The following is a 14,905-nucleotide window of genomic DNA, read 5'->3' on the forward strand; positions in this document are numbered from 1 at the left end:
ACTCAACGACCGCCCCCGCATGACCCTCGGCTGGGCCACCCCCGGTGAGAAAATGGCCCAGCTACTCGGTGTTGCAACCACCGGTTGAGCCCGCCGTCCTAACGGAAACTGTCCAAGATTGCGAGTCTCGATTAGCGAGAAGCGGCCGCCAGGGCGGGTGACGACCGAATGGCCTGTCGCCTGCCGGACGAGGCCGCCGAGCTGGGCGACGGGCACGACCACTATCGGACGGCGTTCGGGCCGGCGGCTGTCGAGGTGGCGCGGTCGCCGCCGCGGTGGAGTTGGGCGACGGGCCGGAAGCGGCCACTCGGCACGAGAAGGCGATCGCGAGGGATGGGTGGCGTTGGCTGCCGGTCGAGCACCGCGGCGCGCACCTGATCGACGCGGCGCGCGCGTACCTCCAAATGGACGACCCAGCCCACGCGGCCCGGGTCCTGGTAGGGGCCGAGCGCATCGCCCCCCGCCGAGATCAGCTACCGGCCAGCCGTCCGGCACGTGGTCGCCCAGGTAGCCCGCGATCCGGCGCCGACAGTGGCGGATCGGTGCGGCGGGCCGGCAGTTCCACGAAGATGGGCACATGGCGGAGAGCTACCCAGATGACGGCATCGGCGACCGGGGCACCCCCGCGCAGGCCGTTCCCGGCCTGCGTCCCGAGACCGAAGGCACCGCCGACGCCGCATCGCGCACGCTCGACGTCGATGGCGAGACGTTCGCTCTTCGCCCGAACGACTGCGATGGCACCGACTACACGTGGCTCAGCGGGCCGAACCCCGGCTACGGCTTCGGCATGAGTCCCACCGCCGGCCTGTCGGTCGAGGAGCACCGGGAGAACATTCGCGACTTCCTGGCCATGGTCGACCCCACGACCGGCCGCATCGAGGACGACTGACACGACCGCGACGCCGCCGGCTGCCGGCTCGCGCTGCGTCCGAGGGTCACGGGGATCGCCGAGGCGCTCTCCCGACGGAAGCGGGTGATGATGACTCCAACGCTGTTTCTGACGGTGGGCCTGCCGTGCACCGGGAAGACCACAGATGCCCGGCGTATGGAGGTCGAGTGCAGGGCCCTTCGCCTGACGAAGGACGAGTGGGTGAAGGCGCTCTACGGTCCCGAGAATCCGCCAGCGGCTCAGGACGTGATCGAGGGACGGCTCATCGAGATCGGGCTGCGAGCTCTCGAACTCGGCAACAATGTGGTGATCGACTACGGTCTGTGGAGTCGCGACGAGCGCTCCGCCCTACGGCAGGCCGCTGCGGACCTGGGCGCGACGGTGCAGCTGCGCTACTTCGAACTCGCCCCTGCCGAGCAGCGCAGACGAATCGATGAGCGCCAGGCCGAAGCGCCACACACGACATGGCCCATGTCCGACGAGGAACTCGCCGAGTGGACTGCCAGCATCGACATCCCCACGCCAGGTGAGCTGGACGGCAGCGAACCCATTGACGACCCGCCGGCTGGATTCGCGACCTGGAACGAGTGGCGCACACATCGCTGGCCACCGTCGGTCTCCCTGCGGGCCTGATACCGCAGCGACCACACCGCCGCCTACGAAGCCACCGCGACCCACTCGGTACCGACCCGGCGGGTAGCCTGACACCACCGCGCCCCTGTCCCGGTCGGTCTCGCAAAGAACACTGGGGTTCCGTGGCCAAGGGCTACTGGGTCAGTGCCTACCGCACCATTCCCGACCCGGAGAAGCTGGCTGCCTACAACAAGCTGGCCGCTTCAGCGGTCGCGGCCGGGGGCGGGCGGACCCTTGCCCGCGGTGGTCGGGTCGTCGCACATGACGCCGGAATCGCCGAGCGCACCATCCTGGTCGAGTTCGACAGCTTCGAACAGGCCGTCGCGGCACACGAGAGCGAGGCCTACCAGGAGGCGCTGGCCGCCCTCTCCGACGGCGTGGAGCGCGACTTCCGCATCATCGAAGGCATCGACTGACCGGGTCGACCGCGCCGATTCCTGCGCCGCGAAGAGCGGCGACCGGCCGGCGGCACGAGCCGTAGGTGCGGATCAGCCAGTGGCCGCCTCCGGGCCGACGGAGCGCGGCAGCACCACCGCCTGGGCGGCGATGACGCGTTCGCCGTCGAAGGTCAGCGCCGGCGAGCCGTGCAGCCGATAGCCCTGATCGAGGAGCGCGCTGACGCGGGCGCAGAATTCGGCGTCATCTCGTCCGGTGATGAGGCGGTAGCCGAGTGGCTTCGTGAGGTCCGACATCGTCGCATTGTCCCTGCCCGGCGGCCGAAGCCGCGCCCCGGCTGGTTTTGTGGGCGCTGCGGCTACTGCGCCTCGGCCGCTCGGCCGTTGACCCCGTCACATCGATCTGTTTGGCTGCCTTCGCGATGACCTTGAAAGCCCCTCGCAAACGGGAGATAGTCATGTCCTTCGGTGCCGCCATCAAATCGGTCTTCAGTCAGTACGTCGGTTTCACGGGTCGGGCCCGCCGGTCTGAGTACTGGTGGTTCGCTCTGTTCTCCATCCTCGTCGGTATTGTCGCGGCCATTCTGGACAGCGCTCTCGGATTGACCTTCGTGGACGGTTCGACGAGCGGTGTCATCGGTCTTATCGCCTCCCTGGTGCTGCTGCTGCCGACGCTCGCTGTCGCGGTGCGGCGCCTGCACGACACCGACCGGACGGGGTGGTGGGTGCTGATCGGCCTGGTGCCGCTCGTGGGCGCCATCGTCCTGATCGTGTTCTTCGTGCAGGACGGCACGCCCGGAGCCAACCGTTTCGGCCCCAGCCCCAAGGGCTGACCGCTTTCCGCGCCACACCGCGCGCGGATCCGAGACCGGGCAGGAAGGTCCCCTTCCGACAGGGCTGTCGGAAGGGGACCTTCGTCGTCGAGGTGCCCGCGGCGCACGCCGATGAGGACGACGCCTGCGCCCAGAAGCCGCAGACGGTCAGCCGACCGGGTTGCCGATCTTGTCGCGTTCGAGGGCGGTCCGCAGCATCCGCAGCGCGTCCGCCGCGGCGTCGAACTGTGCGGGTCCGAGTGCTGCCTGGATGAGTTCGGTGATGGTCGCGAAGGTGCTCTCCGCGTCGTCGACGAGGGCGCGGCCGGCGTCGGTAAGTTCCAGCAGCGAGGAGCGTCGGTCCGCGGGGTTGGGGATGCGCCTGACCCACCCCCGTCCCTCCAGGCGGTCGACACCTTTGCTTGTCGCGCCGACGCCGATGGCGAAGAACTCGGCGAGGTCGGCGACGCGTGCGCCCGGGTGCGCGCGTAGATGGCGCAGGAACTCGAACTGCGATGCCGCGATCCCGTGTCGGCTCCGCTGCAGGTCGTTCAGCATGTTGTAGAGGCGGGTCTCGCACCGGACCAGATCACTGAAGAACGTCGCAGTTGCCGCCGTCGCAGGGTCATTGCATGCCGTGGCAGGTAAATTATCTTCCACGGCATGTAGATTACGGCAGGGCCTCGAAGGAGTACCACCATGAGCAAGGCACAGCGCGCAGCCATCGACGCCATGCTGCGGCGCGGCTCGCAGGGCTTCACCCCACTCCCGATCGAGCAGATGCGCCGCGACTTCGCGGAGCTGATGGCGATGTTCCCGGTACCGAAGGTGCGCACGTCCGACACGACGCTCGGCGAACGGGCCGCGGTGCTCGTGGAACCGGAGGGCGAGACACGTCCGGGCACCATCCTGTACTTCCACGGCGGCTCGTTCTCCGTCGGCTCTCCGCGGACGGCGATGGGGCTGACCGCCAGCCTGGTCCTCCGGACCGGATTCCGCGCGCTGTCACTGGACTACCGGCTCGCGCCGGAACACCCGTTCCCCGCCGCGATCGAGGACTGCCTCAACGCGTACCAGGCGCTGCTGGACGCCGGGGTGAACCCACAGTCCATCGCCTTCGCCGGCGACTCGGCAGGTGGTGGCCTGTCCGTGACGACCACGCTCGCCGCGAGGAGGGCCGGACTGCCGATGCCCGGCGCCATCGTCGCGTTCTCACCCGGTCTCGACCACACCCGCACGGGCGCGAGCATGACGACCAAGGCCGGTGTCGACCCCCTCTTCACCAGCGAGAGCATGGCTCACACGGGCGCGCTGTACCTCGGCGGGCAGGATCCGAACCAGGAGCTGCTCGCCCCGGCGGTCCTGGCCGATCTGACCGGCTTCCCGCCGCTGCTGCTGCAGGTGGGAACCAACGAACTGCTGCTCGACGATTCGGTACGGCTCGCCGAACGCGCCCGTGACGCCGAGGTCGACGTCATCCTCGACATCACGGCCGGGGTACCGCACGTGTTCCAGTCCTTCGTCGGTCAACTCGACGAGGCGGACCATGCGCTCGACCGCGCCGCCCTGTTCCTCAGCCAGCAGCTGAGCGCCTGAGGCGACGACCTCGTTGCGGCGGACCCGACCTCACAGGTGGGTGCGGAGGAAGTCGAGCTCCAGCGGCAGCAGCCGCTCGGCGGTGCCGTTCGCGGCCATGTGGGTGGCGCCGGTCAGCGGCAGCACGGCGTGCGGGCGGCCGGTGCTCAGCAGGGCCGCGGAGAGCCGGAGCGTGTGCGCGGCCACCACGTTGTCGTCGGCCAGGCCGTGCACCAGCAGCAACGGGCGGGCCTGGTCCGGCCCGGTGACCGGCTCCGCCGCCAACTCGATCAGCGAGTGGTGCGCGTACACGTCCATGCCGTCCTCCGGCAGGCCGAGATAGCGCTCGGTGTACGCGGTGTCGTACAGCGCCCAGTCGGTCACCGGTGCGCCCGCGATCCCGCACTTGAACAGCTCCGGGTGGCGCAACACCGCCAACCCGGCCAGCCACCCGCCGAACGACCAGCCGCGCACCCCCACCCGGCCCAGGTCCAGGTCCGGATGCTTGCCGGCGAGCGCGGTCAGCGCGTCGATCTGGTCGGTCAGGATCACGTCGGCGACCCGCCGGTGGATCGCCTTCTCGAACGACGGCGCCACGCCCGGCGTACCCCGGTTGTCGATCGTGACCACCGCGAACCCGGCGTCGGCCCACCACTGCCGCTCCAGCCACGCGGCCCGGGCCGCCACCACCTCCTGGTGTCCCGGACCGCCGTAGATGTCCAGCAGCACCGGCAGCCGCCGGCCCGTCACATGGTTGTCGGGGTAGAGCACCGCCGCCGGCAGCCGCCGGTCGGTCACCCGCTCCAGCAGGGGCAGCGGAGAGTACGGCGGGTTGGCGGCCAGTGACCGCAGATCGGCCAGCTCCTGCCCGCCGCGCGACACCGTCCACCGCACCCCGGCATGGTCCAGCGAGGCGGTCCCCACCACCAGGACGTCCCCGCCGACGGCAGCGGTGTGCCAGCCCGAGTCGGTGGTGAGCCGCCGGGCGTCCACCCCGCCCCCGATTGTCGTACGGACCCGGAACAGGTGCCGCTCGCTCGGCTCGCCGTCACTCGCCTCGACCAGCAGGTCGGCGGGACCGCTGACGGCCGGCAGCCGGCCCACCACCCGCCGCACGTACAGCGACGGGGGTGTGAGCAGGGTGCCGTCGGCGAACAGGCAGCGGGCGTCGTACCCGTCGTGGGCCAGTTCGCCGCCGACCAGCACCCGGCCGTCGGGCAGGTGGGCAGGTGTGCCGGCGATCGGCTCCACCCAGCGCGGATCGGCCAGCTCGGCGTGCACCTGCGTCTCACCGGTGCGCGGGTCCACCGCGAGCACCAGGCCGTGCTGCTGCGAGCGGCGCAGCACGGTGATCAGCGGGCTGCCCTCGCCCCAGCTCACCCCGGTCAGGTACGGGTAGGTCTCGCGGTCCCAGTGCACGTCGACCCAGCCGTCGTCCAGGTCCAGCAGGTGCAGGCTGACCTCGGCGTTCGGGCCGCCGGCCCGGGGATACGCGACGGCCGTCGGCGGGCTGGCCGGCTCGGCCGGGTCGTGCAGGTGCCAGCGGTCCAGCCGAGACTCGTCCACCCGGGCGGCGAGCACCATCCGCCCGTCCGGGGCCCACCAGTAGCCCCGGTACCTGCCGAACTCCTCAGCCGCGATGTGCTCGGCCAGACCCCAGCTCACTCCGGCGTCCTCGCCGGCCAGCAGGGTGTCCGTGCCATCGGCCTCGATGACGCGCAGCTCACCCCGGCGCACGCCACCGGCCGCGTCGGTCACGTACGCCAGGCGTTCCCCGGTCGGATCCGGTCGAGGATCCAGCACCGGACCGACGGCGGCCACCTCCACCACGTCACCGTGCACCAGATCGGCCCGGAACAGCCGACCGGCCAGCGCGAACACCGCGATCCGGCCGGCGGCGTCCAACGCGTACGAGCCGATGCCGGCGGCGGTGAGCCGCAGCCGTTCCCGCAGCGCCCGCTCACCCGGGGAGAGCGCCCGCACGTCCCCCTCGGCGCCCAGCAGGGTCGCCGGGTCGGCCACCAGGCGTTCCTCGCCGGTCGCCACGTCCAGCAGCCAGAGCGCGTCCGCCGGATCCTCCGGGCCGGCGGAGCGCAGGAAGATCACCCGGGAGCCGTCTTCGGCCACGGAGACGGCGCGCGGCGCACCGTGGCTGAACCGGCGGGTGCGGGCGGCCAGCTCCGGAAAGTCCACAGGCCAAATCGTAGAGCCGCGCCGGGCGTGATGTGGCCGACCTGGGCGGACGCGTCGACGACCCGGGGAGAGAACCGCCAGTTAGAGTGACCGTCGTGACGACGTTGCCCGACCGCCGCCTGCTGCTGGTCCACGCGCACCCCGACGACGAGTCGATCGGCACCGGCTCGACCATGGCCCACTACGCCGCCGCCGGCGCACACGTCACGCTGGTGACCTGCACCCTCGGCGAGGAGGGCGAGATCCACGTACCGGCCCTCGCGCAGCTCGCCGCCGCGGAGGCCGACCAGCTCGGCGGGTACCGGATCGCCGAGCTGGCCGCCGCCTGCGCCGCGCTCGGCGTCAGCGACCACCGTTTCCTCGGTGGCGCCGGCCGTTACCGCGACTCGGGGATGATGGGCCTCGCGACGAACGACCACCCCCGCGCCTTCTGGCAGGCCGACCTCGACGAGGCCGCCGGGCACCTGGTGGAGGTCATGCGGGAGGTACGCCCCCAGGTGCTCATCACGTACGACCCGAACGGCTTCTACGGCCACCCCGACCACATCCAGGCGCACCGGGTGGCGATGCGCGCCGTCGAGCTGGCCGCCGTCGAGGGCTGCGCCCCGGCGAAGGTCTACTGGACGGCGATGCCGCTCAGCGTGCTGGAGGCCGGCATGGCGCACTTCGCCGAATCCTCGGACAACCCGTTCGCCGGCATCCGAGACCTGGCCGAGCTGCCCTTCGGCACCCCGGACGACCAGATCGCCGCCCGGATCGACGGCACCGACCAGCACGCGGCCAAGGAGGCGGCGATGCGGGCGCACGCCACCCAGATCCCGGCCACCTCCTGGCTCTACTCGATCGCCGGCAACTTCGGGGGCGAGTTCATGGGCGTGGAGTTCTTCACCCTCGCGGTCGGTGCGAAGGGCCCGGGCGTCGGCCCGTACGGCTGGGAGGACGACCTCTTCGCCGGGCTGCCCTCGGAGGTTCCCGTGGACCGGTCCCCGGTCGCGGCGGCCGGTCTCCGGTGACGCTCCCCGCCGCGCCGATGTCGGTAGTGAACGACCAGGACACCCCGCCCGAGGCGGGGCCACCGCCGCGACTGCTGGACCTGGGTCTGCGGCTGGCCGGCGCGGTCGTCGTGATGGTGGCGGGGGTCGTGACCGGTGTGCTGGAGCTGCTGCTCGCCACCCTCCGGGTCGGTGGGCAGCTCATCGGGGTCTCGGCACTGCTCGCCGTCGGCGCCAACATCGTGCTGAGCTGGTTCGCGCACGAGGCGGTCGGCCGTCGCTGGGCGGTGGCGCTGCCGGCGGTGCCGTGGTTCGCCCTGATGGCGGTGGCCGCCATCCGCACCACCGAGGGCGATCTGCTGCTGGCCGGTGACAACTGGGTCGGCCTGGCGATGATCGTGGCCGGCGCGATGACGTTCGCCGTGATGGGTTTCCGGCAGATCCTCGCCCCGCCGCCCACGCTCGGTCGTTGGTGACGCCACACAGCTACGGGTGGTAGATATTCCTGCCAGGGATGTGGCCCCGCAGACGGGGCGTACGGCAGGAGGTCGTGCGATGGACAGACGGTGGCGGACCATCGGGGTGCTCGCGGGAGGGCTGTTCGCGGTCAACCTGGTCGCCCGGCTGGTCACCCGGTTCGCTTTCGACGGTGACGACGCCGCGGCCGACCGGGTGTCGCTGGTGATGTTCGTGGTGATCGGATTGACCATGGCCGCGATCGCCTTCCGCTGGGGACGCGCGCGGCCGCTGGCCGTGTGGGCGGGCGACGTGGCGGTCGTGGTGCTGGTGGCCATGGCCCTGACCGTGCTGGTCGGCCCGCTGGTGGTCGGTCACAACCCGTTCGCCGACGGCGCGGGCACGTTCTTCGCCCAGATCTGGCTCTACCTGCTCGCCACCGGCCTCGGGACCATGATCGGATACCTGGTCGCGACCGCCCTCGGTCTCGACCACCGCTCTCAGCAGCTCAAGCGGTACGCCGAGGTCAAGGCGGCCAAGCCCCGCCGCGTGGTCCGCCGCTGACGCCCCCCGCCGATCTTGCACTTTCGGTCGTCGATACGGGCGGAATGCCCCAGTGCGCCGCGGCAGAAAGTGCAAGATCGGCGAACGGGGAGGGTGCGGGTCGGTCAGGCTGGGGCTACCCGGGTCAGGTAGGTGTGGTGGGTGGTGAAGCCGAGCGTCCGGTAGAGCGCCACCGCAGCGGCGTTGTGCTGCTCCACCTGGAGAAACGCGTGTGTCGCGCCGGCAGCGGCGCCCCAGGCGGCCAGCTCGCCGATCACGCGGCGGGCCAGCCCCTGCCGACGTAGCGCCGGCAGCACCTCGATCAGGCTGAGGCCCAACCAGCGGCCCTCGCCGGTCACCGTGCCCCGGCCGATCGCCACCAGCGTGCCGTCGACGTACCCGTGGGCGAACCGGACCTGGTCCACCGCGGTGAGCACGTGCCGGGCGGCGTCCGGCAGACCACCCTTGCGGCCGGCGGCGACCGCGAGCCAGTCCGCGCTCGGCGCGGTCACCACCTCGACCACCGCACCGCCCGGCTCGCCGACCGCGATGCCCGGCCGGCCGAGCTCGGAACGCTGCGCACCGACGCCAACGCGCGGCCCGCCGACGGTCCCGCCCGGCTCGGCCGTCGACACGCCCGGGGTACGGGCGGCGGGCGTCGCCAGGGGGAGCGGCGCGGTCTGCACGAGTGTCGGTGGGCGGCTGTCCCAGCCGCGTTCGTCCAGCTCGGCGCCGACCGGCGCGGCGAGCGGCAACGGCGTGTTGATCATCGCCGGCCGGCCCCGGTCGGCGTACCAGCGCTCGACCGCGTCCACCGCCGCCGGCAGCGGTCGGTCCGGATCGCCGATCGGCAGTGCCGAGTTGGCCCGGCCGGTCCAGCCCTCGGCCGAGCGCAGCAGCCAGTCGCCGAGCCGGCCGCGCGTCGGCGCCGGCCAAGCCTCGTCGGCGGCCCGTTCGAGCGCCACCACCGCGGCGGCGGTCGGCCGGCGGGTCGGCGGCACCCGCTTGGCCCGGTGCACCTGCGCCACCGGAACCCGCAGCGGGCCCTGCGCCGTGGCGAGGGTGAGATGAGTCTCGCTCAACTCCACCAGCTCGCCGAGGGCGTCAGAAAACAGCGGGCGGCCTTCGCGAATCCCCACAATCCGGCGGACCACGATCCGGTGTCCCACATCCTGCTGTCGGAGCACGATCGACCCCCTCCCCGGCGAGATACTAGGCTCTTACCGTCGCGGGAGATCGCGGCGCGTCTTGCGGAGGAGAAGACCGGTGACCTACATCATCGCCGAGCCGTGCGTGGATGTGCTCGACAAGGCATGCATCGAGGAGTGCCCGGTCGACTGCATTTACGAGGGCAATCGGATGCTCTACATCCACCCCGACGAGTGCGTCGACTGTGGTGCCTGTGAGCCGGTCTGCCCGGTGGAGGCGATCTTCTACGAGGACGACGTCCCCGAGCAGTGGAAGGACTACACCGGTGCGAACTACGAGTTCTTCGAGGAGCTCGGCTCGCCCGGCGGCGCCTCGAAGATCGGCAAGGTGGAGAAGGACGCCACCTTCGTCGCCGCGCAGCCGCCGCGCGGCGAGGGCCACTGAACCGGCCCGCGCCGGTTTCGGCACGGCTGCCCGAGTTCACCTGGGACACCCTGGACGCCGCGGCCACGCTGGCCGCGGCGCATCCGGAGGGCCTGATCAACCTCTCCATGGGCACGCCTGTCGACCCGGTTCCGGCGGTGATCCGGCAGGCGTTGGCGGACGCGTCCAACGCCCCGGGTTACCCGCTGACCGCCGGCACCCCGGCGCTGCGCGACGCGATAGCGGCGTGGGTCGCCCGGGCCTGTGGCGCTGGCGTCGACGGTCTCGGCGTCCTGCCGACCATCGGCTCCAAGGAGCTGGTCGCCTGGCTGCCGACCCTGCTCGGCATCGGTCCCGGCGACGTGGTGGTCGTGCCGTCGATCGCCTACCCGACGTACGAGGACGGGGCCCGGCTGGCCGGCGCGACAGTGGTCCGCGCCGACTCGCTCACCGCTGTCGGGCCGACCTCGCGCGTCCGGCTGGTCTGGGTCAACTCGCCAGGTAACCCGACCGGGCGGGTGCTGCCCGCGGCGCATCTGCGCAAGGTCGTCGACTGGGCCCGGGAGCGCGGCGCGGTTGTCGCCAGCGACGAGTGCTACCTGCCCCTGGGCTGGTCGGCCGAGCCGGTCTCGGTGCTGTCCCCGCAGGTCTGCGGCGGCGACTACACCGGAGTGCTCGCCGTGCACTCGCTGTCCAAGCGGTCCAACCTCGCCGGCTACCGGGCCGGGTTCGTGGCAGGTGACCCGGCGCTCGTCGCCGAGCTGTTGAAGGTGCGCAAGCACGCCGGCATGATCGTGCCCGCGCCGGTGCAGGCCGCGATGGTGGCCGCCCTCCAGGACGAGGAGCACGCCGTCGAGCAGCGGGAGCGCTACCGCGCCCGGCGCGAGGTGCTGTCCGCCGCCTTCACCGGCGCCGGCTTCACGATCGAGCACTCGGAGGCGGGTCTCTACCTCTGGCTCACCCGCGACGAGGACTGCTGGGAGACTGTCGACTGGCTGGCTCGGCGCGGCATCCTGGTCGCTGCCGGTGTCTTCTACGGCCCCTCCGCCCAGCGGTACGTCCGGGTGGCGCTGACCGAGTCCGACGAGCACGTCGCAGCGGTCGCCGGCCGGCTGCGGGCCTGACCCCGGGCGGCCGGCCATGACCGACGGCGGCACCGGACGGTACGCCAACGTGCGGGCGGCGGTGCTCGGCACCGGTCTGATCGGTGGTTCGCTGCTGCTGCGTCTCGCCGACGCCGGCCTGGACGTCGCCGGGTGGGATCCGGACCCGGTGACGCGGGAACGGGCCCGGGAGCGCGGTGTGACGGCTCCGGCCACCATCGAGCAGGCCGTCGCCGGCCGGGACGTGGTCTTCCTCTGCGGTCCGCTGCCCACCCTGCCCCGGACGCTGGCCCAGGTGGCCGACCTGACCGCGCCGGGTTGTGTGCTCACCGACGTCGGCAGCACCAAGGTCGAGGTGGCCGCGGCCGCCGACCGGCTGGGGCTCACCGACCGTTTCGTACCCGGGCACCCGATGGCGGGCGCGGAGTCCGCAGGCCTGACGGCGGCCTCCCCGGCGCTGCTCACCGGTGCGGCCTGGGTGCTCTGCCCGGCGACGGGTGCCGCGACGCTCGCCTTCCGCTGGCTGACCGGGCTGCTGGTCGAGCTGTTCGAGGCCCGGGTGGTGCCGATGTCCGCGCCGGCGCACGACTCGGTGGCCGCGCTCGCGTCGCACGTGCCGCACCTGTTGGCCGGCGCGCTGGCCGGGGCGGTGCAGCGGTCGCCGCTGCGCGACGCCGTGCTGGCGCTGGCCGCGGGCAGCTTCTCCGACGGCACCCGGGTCGCCGGCACACCTGCCGAGCGGACGGCGAACATGCTGCTCGGCAACCGCGAACGGGTCCTGCGCGAGCTGGCCGAGGTCCGGGTGCTGCTGGACGAGTTGGCCGGCGCGCTGAGTGCCGGCGACGCGCCCGCGCTCACCGCCGGGTACGCGCAGGCCGGGGCGGCGCGGTCGGCGTTGCGGGGCCGCCGGTTCGCCCCGGCGGACCGCGAGTTCCCGGCCGGCGGCGACCATGCCGTCGAGGTGGCCTGGCTGCGCGGGTTGGGCGACGCCGGCGGCCATCTGACGGGCTGCCGGATCGGCTCGGACGTCGTCTCCTACCCAGCGTGGCTGCCGGTGCCTGACTAGGCTGGCAGGCATGGCGACGGACGGCCCGGTGGTGCAGGTGCGCGGCGAGGCGACCCGGGAGGTGCCGCCCGAGTTGGCGCGGTTCGCGGTCACCGTGACGGCGCGCGGCCGGGATCGGGAGGCGACGCTGACGCAGCTCGCCGAGCGGGCGGCCGCCGTCCGGGTGCTGCTGGACGCCTCGGAGCCGGCGGTGGCCCGGCGGGAGGCCGGCGACCTGTGGGTCCGGCCGCAGACCAAGCGCTCGGGTGAGCGTGTCGTGGGCTGGCTCGGCAGCGTCACCACGACGGTCACCGTCACCGACTTCACCGCTCTGGGCGAGCTGATGCTCCGGCTGGCCGACCAGGACCAGGTCGAGGTGGCCGGCCCCTGGTGGGAGCTGCGTCCGGACAGCCCGGCGTACCGCGAGGCGCGGCACGCGGCGATCAGCGACGCGCTGCTGCGCGCCCGGGAGTACGCCGAGGCGCTCGGCGCCCGCGTCACCGCGTTGATCGAGCTGGCCGACTCCGGCCCGGGGGACCGGCCGATGTTCGCCCGCGCGGCCTTCGACGTCGGGGGCGCCGGCGGCGGGGCACCCGAGCTGGAGCTGGATCCGCGGCCGCAGACCGTGCAGGCGGCGGTGCAGGCCCGGTTCACGATCAGCGATCCGGTGCTGGGCTGATGCCACCGGCCCGGGTGCTGGCCGTCGAGGAGTTGGTGGCGCGGGCGCGGTCACTTGCCGACGCCGGCCCGCGGCAACTGCTCGGCATCACCGGGGCGCCCGGCGCCGGCAAGTCCACCCTGGCCGAGCGGATCGTCGCCGAGGTCGGGCCGAGCGCCCGGCTGGTGCCGATGGACGGCTTCCACCTGGCCCAGTCGGAGCTGGTCCGGTTGGGCCGCGCCGACCGCAAGGGCGCGGTCGACACCTTCGACGCCAACGGGTACGTGTCACTGCTGCGCCGGTTGCGCCGGCTGGAGCCGACCTCGGTGTACGCGCCGGAGTTCCGCCGCGAGATCGAGGAGCCGGTGGCCGGGGCGATCGAGGTGCCGCCGTCGGTGCGCCTGGTGGTGACCGAGGGCAACTACCTGCTGGTGCCGGACTTTCCGTGGCAGGAGGTCCGGACGCTGCTGCACGAGGCGTGGTTCCTCGACCTGGACGTCGAGCTGCGCCAGCGCCGGTTGACCGCTCGGCACGAGGCGTACGGGCGGTCGCCGGAGCAGGCGCGGGCCTGGGCGTTGGGCAGCGACGAGGCCAACGCGGCCCGCGTCGTCCCCACTGCCGACCGGGCCGACCTGGTGGTCCGCCTGCCCGACCCGCCGGTGACCTGAACGGCAGTCGTCACTGCTCGCCGCGGTCGTCGCGGGTCATGTCCCCGGTGGTGGGCGTTCCCTCATCGAGCCGGTACCGCAGGAGCACCGCGCCCTTGGCGGAGGTGGCGGGCGGCTCGACGAGGGTCAGGTTGGCCGGTACGGCCCCGCCGTCGAACACCTTCTTGCCGACGCCCAGCACGATCGGGAAGATCCACAGGTTGAGCCGGTCGAAGAGGCGTTCGCGAAGGAGCGTCTGGACCAGGTTCAGGCTCCCGATCACGTGGATCTTCTCGTGCCTGTCCCGCAGCTCGCGTACGGCGCTGCCCAGGTCGGGGCCCAGCTGGGTCGAGCCGGCCCAGCCCAGATCCGGGTTGCCCCGCGAGGCGACGTACTTCGGGATGCGGTTGAACAGGGTGGCGATGTCGCCGTCGACCCCCTCGCCCTGCTTCGGCCAGTAGCCGGCGAAGATGTCGTACGTCCGGCGGCCCAGCAGCAGCGCGTCCATGCCCTGCATGCCCTCCATGACCTGCTGGCCGCCCGTCTCGTCGAACAGCGGCGCCTGCCAGCCTCCGTACGGGAAGCCCTCCGGGTCCTCGTCGGGACCACCCGGCGCCTGACCGACCAGGTCGAGTGTCGCGAACAGGTCGATGTGGATCGTTCCCATGCTGGTCTCCTAGTCGAGGTCGCGGACCGGTCGGGCCGGGTTGCCGACCGCGACCACGTTGGCGGGCAGGTCGCGGGTCACCACCGCTCCGGCGCCGACGACGGTGTTCGCGCCGATCGTCACTCCCGCGAGCACTATCGCGCCGCCGCCGAGCCACACATTGTCGCCGATGGTGATCGGTTTGGCGGCCTCCCACTTGTCGCGGCGCGGGTCGGGTTCCACCGGGTGGGTCGGGGTGAGGAGCTGCACGTTCGGTCCGACCTGGACGTCCGCGCCGAGGGTGATCGCCGCGACGTCGAGGAAGACCGCGTTGTAGTTGACGAAGCTGCGGGGGCCGATCCGGATCTGCCGGCCGTAGTCGCAGTAGAACGGTGGACGGACCCAGGTGCCCTCACCGAGCTCGCCGAGCAGGTCGCGCAGGGCCGCGAGCCGCTGCGCCGGATCCGCCGCGGGGCTGGTGTTGAAGCGTTCCATCAACCGGGCGGCCCGGTCCAGGTCGGCGATGAGCTCGGGATCGTCGGCGAGGTAGGGCTCACCCGCGAGCATCTTGTCCTTCATGGAGGTCACCCGGTCGATGATGCCCGCTGACCTGCCATCCGTTGGCAGGTCCGTCATATTCTGGCCCTCTTTTATGCATACTCGGTATGTAATACTGTCGGTGGTCAATGCGTCTCTTCTGGTTACAACGCTCCACCAAGGAGGATCCGTTGCATCGACGCAGCAGA

Annotated in this window: 19 protein-coding genes; 13 read left to right on the top strand and 6 right to left on the bottom strand. The window is 72.3% G+C overall.

Annotation, left to right across the window (positions count from 1 at the left end; genetic code table 11):
- The first annotated feature begins 577 nt into the window (after positions 1-577).
- The 3 genes from AB0B97_RS21085 to AB0B97_RS21095 all read left to right on the top strand — a co-directional run bounded on the left by AB0B97_RS21085 (position 578) and on the right by AB0B97_RS21095 (position 1,938).
- Positions 578-889, top strand: coding sequence for a hypothetical protein (locus tag AB0B97_RS21085; RefSeq protein WP_357495729.1), 312 nt, complete (start codon positions 578-580; stop codon positions 887-889).
- A gap of 90 nt (positions 890-979) precedes the next feature.
- Positions 980-1,522 (top strand): ATP-binding protein, encoded by a 543-nt coding sequence (locus AB0B97_RS21090; RefSeq protein WP_357496233.1) that lies wholly within the window; start codon positions 980-982, stop codon positions 1,520-1,522.
- Between the two features lie 122 nt (positions 1,523-1,644).
- Positions 1,645-1,938 carry a DUF1330 domain-containing protein gene (locus tag AB0B97_RS21095; RefSeq protein ID WP_357495731.1) on the top strand — a complete coding sequence of 98 codons (294 nt, stop codon included), beginning with the start codon at positions 1,645-1,647 and terminating at the stop codon, positions 1,936-1,938.
- Between the two features lie 72 nt (positions 1,939-2,010).
- On the opposite strand, the gene AB0B97_RS21100 is transcribed toward AB0B97_RS21095, so the two are convergent.
- Positions 2,011-2,214: a DUF1737 domain-containing protein gene (locus AB0B97_RS21100; RefSeq protein WP_357495733.1), complete on the bottom strand. Its 204-nt coding sequence runs from the start codon at positions 2,212-2,214 to the stop codon at positions 2,011-2,013.
- A gap of 161 nt (positions 2,215-2,375) precedes the next feature.
- Here AB0B97_RS21100 and AB0B97_RS21105 point away from each other — a divergent pair, with 161 nt between their 5' ends.
- Entirely contained in the window at positions 2,376-2,750 is a 375-nt protein-coding gene (locus AB0B97_RS21105; RefSeq protein ID WP_357495735.1) for a DUF805 domain-containing protein, read from the top strand.
- Positions 2,751-2,897: 147 nt separating this feature from the next.
- On the opposite strand, the gene AB0B97_RS21110 is transcribed toward AB0B97_RS21105, so the two are convergent.
- Positions 2,898-3,287: a MarR family transcriptional regulator gene (locus tag AB0B97_RS21110; protein ID WP_357495737.1), complete on the bottom strand. Its 390-nt coding sequence runs from the start codon at positions 3,285-3,287 to the stop codon at positions 2,898-2,900.
- A gap of 141 nt (positions 3,288-3,428) precedes the next feature.
- Here AB0B97_RS21110 and AB0B97_RS21115 point away from each other — a divergent pair, with 141 nt between their 5' ends.
- Positions 3,429-4,325 carry an alpha/beta hydrolase gene (locus AB0B97_RS21115; protein ID WP_357495739.1) on the top strand — a complete coding sequence of 299 codons (897 nt, stop codon included), beginning with the start codon at positions 3,429-3,431 and terminating at the stop codon, positions 4,323-4,325.
- Between the two features lie 30 nt (positions 4,326-4,355).
- Here AB0B97_RS21115 and AB0B97_RS21120 read toward each other — a convergent pair whose 3' ends face one another.
- A complete protein-coding gene (locus AB0B97_RS21120) occupies positions 4,356-6,497 on the bottom strand; it encodes a prolyl oligopeptidase family serine peptidase (RefSeq protein ID WP_357495741.1) in 2,142 nt (713 codons plus the stop codon).
- An 86-nt stretch (positions 6,498-6,583) separates the two neighbouring features.
- Between AB0B97_RS21120 and mshB the strand changes: the two genes are divergently transcribed.
- From mshB to AB0B97_RS21135, 3 genes are all read left to right on the top strand, one after another.
- Positions 6,584-7,510 (top strand): N-acetyl-1-D-myo-inositol-2-amino-2-deoxy-alpha-D-glucopyranoside deacetylase, encoded by a 927-nt coding sequence (mshB, locus tag AB0B97_RS21125; RefSeq protein ID WP_357495743.1) that lies wholly within the window; start codon positions 6,584-6,586, stop codon positions 7,508-7,510.
- A 17-nt stretch (positions 7,511-7,527) separates the two neighbouring features.
- Complete coding sequence (locus AB0B97_RS21130; RefSeq protein ID WP_234583822.1) at positions 7,528-7,965, top strand: hypothetical protein; 438 nt, start codon at positions 7,528-7,530, stop codon at positions 7,963-7,965.
- Between the two features lie 79 nt (positions 7,966-8,044).
- Positions 8,045-8,509, top strand: a complete 465-nt coding sequence (locus tag AB0B97_RS21135) for a hypothetical protein (protein ID WP_357495745.1) — start codon at positions 8,045-8,047, stop codon at positions 8,507-8,509.
- A 104-nt stretch (positions 8,510-8,613) separates the two neighbouring features.
- Here the strand turns inward: AB0B97_RS21135 and AB0B97_RS21140 are convergent, their stop codons facing one another.
- Entirely contained in the window at positions 8,614-9,675 is a 1,062-nt protein-coding gene (locus tag AB0B97_RS21140; protein ID WP_357495747.1) for a GNAT family N-acetyltransferase, read from the bottom strand.
- A gap of 79 nt (positions 9,676-9,754) precedes the next feature.
- On the opposite strand from AB0B97_RS21140, the gene fdxA reads away from it, so the two are divergent.
- The 5 genes from fdxA to AB0B97_RS21165 are packed head-to-tail and all read left to right on the top strand — an operon-like array spanning position 9,755 to position 13,534.
- Complete coding sequence (gene fdxA / locus AB0B97_RS21145; protein WP_091422126.1) at positions 9,755-10,081, top strand: ferredoxin; 327 nt, start codon at positions 9,755-9,757, stop codon at positions 10,079-10,081.
- Entirely contained in the window at positions 10,078-11,184 is a 1,107-nt protein-coding gene (gene dapC, locus AB0B97_RS21150; protein WP_357496235.1) for a succinyldiaminopimelate transaminase, read from the top strand. Before fdxA ends, dapC begins: the two co-directional genes overlap by 4 nt.
- 16 nt (positions 11,185-11,200) lie before the next feature.
- The gene (locus tag AB0B97_RS21155; RefSeq protein ID WP_357495749.1) at positions 11,201-12,229 is read left to right on the top strand and encodes a prephenate dehydrogenase/arogenate dehydrogenase family protein; all 1,029 of its coding nucleotides are present in this window, start codon (positions 11,201-11,203) and stop codon (positions 12,227-12,229) included.
- Between the two features lie 10 nt (positions 12,230-12,239).
- Complete coding sequence (locus AB0B97_RS21160; protein WP_357495751.1) at positions 12,240-12,887, top strand: SIMPL domain-containing protein; 648 nt, start codon at positions 12,240-12,242, stop codon at positions 12,885-12,887.
- Positions 12,887-13,534: a nucleoside/nucleotide kinase family protein gene (locus tag AB0B97_RS21165; protein ID WP_357495753.1), complete on the top strand. Its 648-nt coding sequence runs from the start codon at positions 12,887-12,889 to the stop codon at positions 13,532-13,534. The genes AB0B97_RS21160 and AB0B97_RS21165 overlap by 1 nt, the downstream gene beginning before the upstream one ends.
- Before the next feature lie 10 nt (positions 13,535-13,544).
- On the opposite strand, the gene AB0B97_RS21170 is transcribed toward AB0B97_RS21165, so the two are convergent.
- Positions 13,545-14,180, bottom strand: a complete 636-nt coding sequence (locus AB0B97_RS21170; RefSeq protein WP_357495755.1) for a dihydrofolate reductase family protein — start codon at positions 14,178-14,180, stop codon at positions 13,545-13,547.
- A gap of 9 nt (positions 14,181-14,189) precedes the next feature.
- A complete protein-coding gene (locus AB0B97_RS21175) occupies positions 14,190-14,747 on the bottom strand; it encodes a sugar O-acetyltransferase (protein WP_357495757.1) in 558 nt (185 codons plus the stop codon).
- Positions 14,748-14,905: the final 158 nt, after the last annotated feature.

It is taken from the genome of Micromonospora sp. NPDC049004 (assembly GCF_040649315.1).
In the GTDB taxonomy this organism is placed as follows: Bacteria; Actinomycetota; Actinomycetes; order Mycobacteriales; family Micromonosporaceae; genus Micromonospora.

Bases quoted from the DNA above. Each gene is read 5' to 3' on its own strand.
- AB0B97_RS21090 (WP_357496233.1), top strand. From the start codon at position 980: ATGACTCCAACGCTGTTTCTGACGGTGGGCCTGCCGTGCACCGGGAAG.
- AB0B97_RS21110 (WP_357495737.1), bottom strand. From the start codon at position 3,287: ATGCTGAACGACCTGCAGCGGAGCCGACACGGGATCGCGGCATCGCAG.
- AB0B97_RS21085 (WP_357495729.1), top strand. From the start codon at position 578: ATGGCGGAGAGCTACCCAGATGACGGCATCGGCGACCGGGGCACCCCC.
- AB0B97_RS21160 (WP_357495751.1), top strand. From the start codon at position 12,240: ATGGCGACGGACGGCCCGGTGGTGCAGGTGCGCGGCGAGGCGACCCGG.
- AB0B97_RS21130 (WP_234583822.1), top strand. From the start codon at position 7,528: ATGTCGGTAGTGAACGACCAGGACACCCCGCCCGAGGCGGGGCCACCG.
- AB0B97_RS21135 (WP_357495745.1), top strand. From the start codon at position 8,045: ATGGACAGACGGTGGCGGACCATCGGGGTGCTCGCGGGAGGGCTGTTC.
- AB0B97_RS21105 (WP_357495735.1), top strand. From the start codon at position 2,376: ATGTCCTTCGGTGCCGCCATCAAATCGGTCTTCAGTCAGTACGTCGGT.
- AB0B97_RS21100 (WP_357495733.1), bottom strand. From the start codon at position 2,214: ATGTCGGACCTCACGAAGCCACTCGGCTACCGCCTCATCACCGGACGA.
- AB0B97_RS21170 (WP_357495755.1), bottom strand. From the start codon at position 14,180: ATGGGAACGATCCACATCGACCTGTTCGCGACACTCGACCTGGTCGGT.
- AB0B97_RS21115 (WP_357495739.1), top strand. From the start codon at position 3,429: ATGAGCAAGGCACAGCGCGCAGCCATCGACGCCATGCTGCGGCGCGGC.
- AB0B97_RS21165 (WP_357495753.1), top strand. From the start codon at position 12,887: ATGCCACCGGCCCGGGTGCTGGCCGTCGAGGAGTTGGTGGCGCGGGCG.
- AB0B97_RS21155 (WP_357495749.1), top strand. From the start codon at position 11,201: ATGACCGACGGCGGCACCGGACGGTACGCCAACGTGCGGGCGGCGGTG.